This is a genomic window from Streptomyces sp. NPDC060198, from assembly GCF_042728415.1.
Lineage (GTDB): Bacteria > Actinomycetota > Actinomycetes > Streptomycetales > Streptomycetaceae > Streptomyces.
In genome coordinates this window covers 1-2391 of the sequence record NZ_JBHWZJ010000615.1, presented here as the reverse complement: position 1 = coordinate 2391, position 2391 = coordinate 1, and the positions used below count along the sequence as shown (strand labels likewise).

3 protein-coding genes are annotated in these 2391 nt (G+C 68.8%); 1 reads left to right on the top strand and 2 read right to left on the bottom strand.

Annotated features, from left to right (window positions below; genetic code table 11):
• Positions 1-147: 147 nt before the first annotated feature.
• Positions 148-405 carry a WhiB family transcriptional regulator gene (locus ACFWEP_RS34105; protein ID WP_003953983.1) on the bottom strand — a complete coding sequence of 86 codons (258 nt, stop codon included), beginning with the start codon at positions 403-405 and terminating at the stop codon, positions 148-150.
• Positions 406-724: 319 nt separating this feature from the next.
• Positions 725-1690 (bottom strand): diacylglycerol kinase family protein, encoded by a 966-nt coding sequence (locus tag ACFWEP_RS34100; RefSeq protein ID WP_328719490.1) that lies wholly within the window; start codon positions 1688-1690, stop codon positions 725-727.
• Between the two features lie 167 nt (positions 1691-1857).
• Between ACFWEP_RS34100 and ACFWEP_RS34095 the strand changes: the two genes are divergently transcribed.
• On the top strand, positions 1858-2358 hold the full coding sequence (locus ACFWEP_RS34095; RefSeq protein WP_387376108.1) for a hypothetical protein: 501 nt from the start codon (positions 1858-1860) through the stop codon (positions 2356-2358).
• The last annotated feature ends 33 nt before the right edge of the window (positions 2359-2391 follow it).

Below are 2391 nucleotides of genomic sequence, written 5' to 3'. Positions count from 1 at the left end.
GGCCCGGACCGTGGTGACGGTCCGGGCCTTTCGGTTCAAGCACGTTCTTCTGCGCTACGGGGTACTGCGCGCTGCGACTCGAAGGCGGGGCTGTGCGTACGCTGCGTACGCGCCGCCGGGCTGAGGCTTTGTCGCGGGGGCGTCGAATCAGGCGCTGGCGTTGCGCGCCCGGTTGCGAGCGGCGCGGCGCTTCATGGCGCGGCGCTCGTCCTCGCTGAGGCCACCCCAGACGCCGGAGTCCTGGCCGGACTCGAGCGCCCACTGCAGGCACTGCTCCATGACGGGGCAGCGACGGCAGACGGCCTTGGCTTCCTCGATCTGCAGCAGCGCAGGACCGGTGTTGCCGATGGGGAAGAACAGCTCGGGGTCTTCCTCACGACAAACGGCGTTGTGACGCCAGTCCATGGCTGCTACCTCTCCTTGGTATTACATGCTTGTTGCTTGTGAATGTGAACGCTTTCACGAATCCCCCCGCAGGTGAAGGGCCTACGTCCAGATGAACTGGTCGTGGTCTGCACAGTGGGGAGGGGTTCTGGCTCTCAGTGGAGGCCGATGCTGCGGGCCGTCCCGATCGCCATGTAGAGATTCGCAAACCTCGGCGGCGGATACAACCCCTTCTGGAAAGTTTTTTTTGATTCCTCGGTGTCGGCTCCGTCACAGCCGTACTTCTAAGGGGTGGGAACCAGCCCAAACGTTCGAGTTAAAGGACTTTGGGTTCTTCCGCTCACACAATCACACGCAGTGCACGGCGTACGCCTGTGAACGTCACGCTCGTACGCAGTCCCAGGTGGTCGCCGTCCATCTGGAAGGGGAGCGGGACCTTTGAATGCAAGGTGAAGTCCGTGAGGTCATGGCGTGAAACCACGTGCTTGCCGCGCGGGCCCTTGTCAGGACTGGAAGTGAGCAGCTGAGTGCCGTAGCGGGCCACCTGCGCGGTGGAGAGCCGCTTCAGGCCGAGGATGTCCAGGGCGGTGTCGAAGGACGCCTTCGGTGAGGCGTACATCGGGCGATTGCCCAGGTAGGTCCAGGGGGCGGTGTTGCAGATTATCGACAGCGCCAGCTCGTGCACCGGCTCCTGGCCGGGCACCTCCAGCGTGATCACCCCCTGGCGGCGGTGCGGCTCGTCGACGAACTGGCGGAGCACCTGGCGTACGTAGAGGGCGTGGGTCGAACGCTTGCCACCCTCGCGCTTCTGTTCGACCCGGCCGATCACGCCGGCGTCGAAGCCGAGACCCGCACAGAACGTGAACCAGCGTTCGGGTACCGCTTCGTCGGCGGAGCCCGGCGTGCCGAACGCCCGCCCCAACCCCACCGTCCGGGAGCTTTCCTCGGCCAGTGCCTGAAGAATCGCGCCGGTCGCCTCCACCGGGTCGTTGGGCAGACCCAGCGCCCGCGCGAAGACGTTGGTCGAGCCGCCGGGAACCACCGCGAGACTCGGCAGCCCGTCGTCGGGGCCCCGGTGCAGCAGTCCGTTGACGACCTCGTTCACCGTGCCGTCGCCGCCGAGGGCGACCACCAGGTCGAAGGAGCCGGAGTCCGCTGCCCGGCGTCCCAGATCCCGGGCGTGGCCCCGGTACTCCGTGGTCACGGCCTCGATTTTCATCTCGCTCGCCAGAGCGTGGATGAGCACGTCGCGCGTCCGCGCACTGGTGGTGGTGGCGGCGGGATTGACCACGAGGAGAGCGCGCATGACTGCCAGCCTACCTACCAGGCGGTACCGGTCCCCAGTCCCTCCCCCATGCTCTCACTCTCCGTGATCGTCCGTACTCCGGTCACCCGGCGTGACCGGGCGTGTCGGGAGGGACGCACCGGCCCCCGGCTTCGCTTTCCGGACCGCGGGATGCCAACCTGGCTCGCGTGAGTACTCAAGCGAACACGCCCTCCTCGTCGCCCGCGCCGTCGCCCGCGCCGTCGCCCGCGTCCGGGGAGCGGACCGGGTGGCGGACCGGCAAGCCGGGGCGCATCGAGGCCCTCGCCGCGCTCACCGCCCTCGAAGGGGCGGCCCTCGTCGTCGGCGGGATCTACATGCTGGTGATGGGGATGCTCGGCCGCCCGCAGAGCCCCACGCAGGCGGTGACGGGCGGAGCCACCCTGATCGCGCTCGGCCTCATCCCGCTCGCGGGTGCCCGGGGTCTGCTGCTGCGCCGCAGCTGGGGCCGGGGCCCCACGGTCATCACGCAGATCATGGGGGCGCCCGTCGCCTACACGCTGCTGAAGTCCCACGGCGCGCTGATCCCCACCGGGATCGTGCTCGCCGCCGTCGTGATCACCGCGCTGGTCCTGCTCTTCAACCCGGCGACCACGCGGGAGCTGGGCATGGACCGGCGTCCGCGTCCGGCTTCCGGCGGAGACACGTAGCGCCCGCGCGACTCCGGGGCGGCAGAAGGCCCC

Excerpts from the sequence above, each read along its gene's own strand:
- ACFWEP_RS34100 (WP_328719490.1), bottom strand. The coding sequence starts at position 1,690 with ATGCGCGCTCTCCTCGTGGTCAATCCCGCCGCCACCACCACCAGTGCG.
- ACFWEP_RS34105 (WP_003953983.1), bottom strand. The coding sequence starts at position 405 with ATGGACTGGCGTCACAACGCCGTTTGTCGTGAGGAAGACCCCGAGCTG.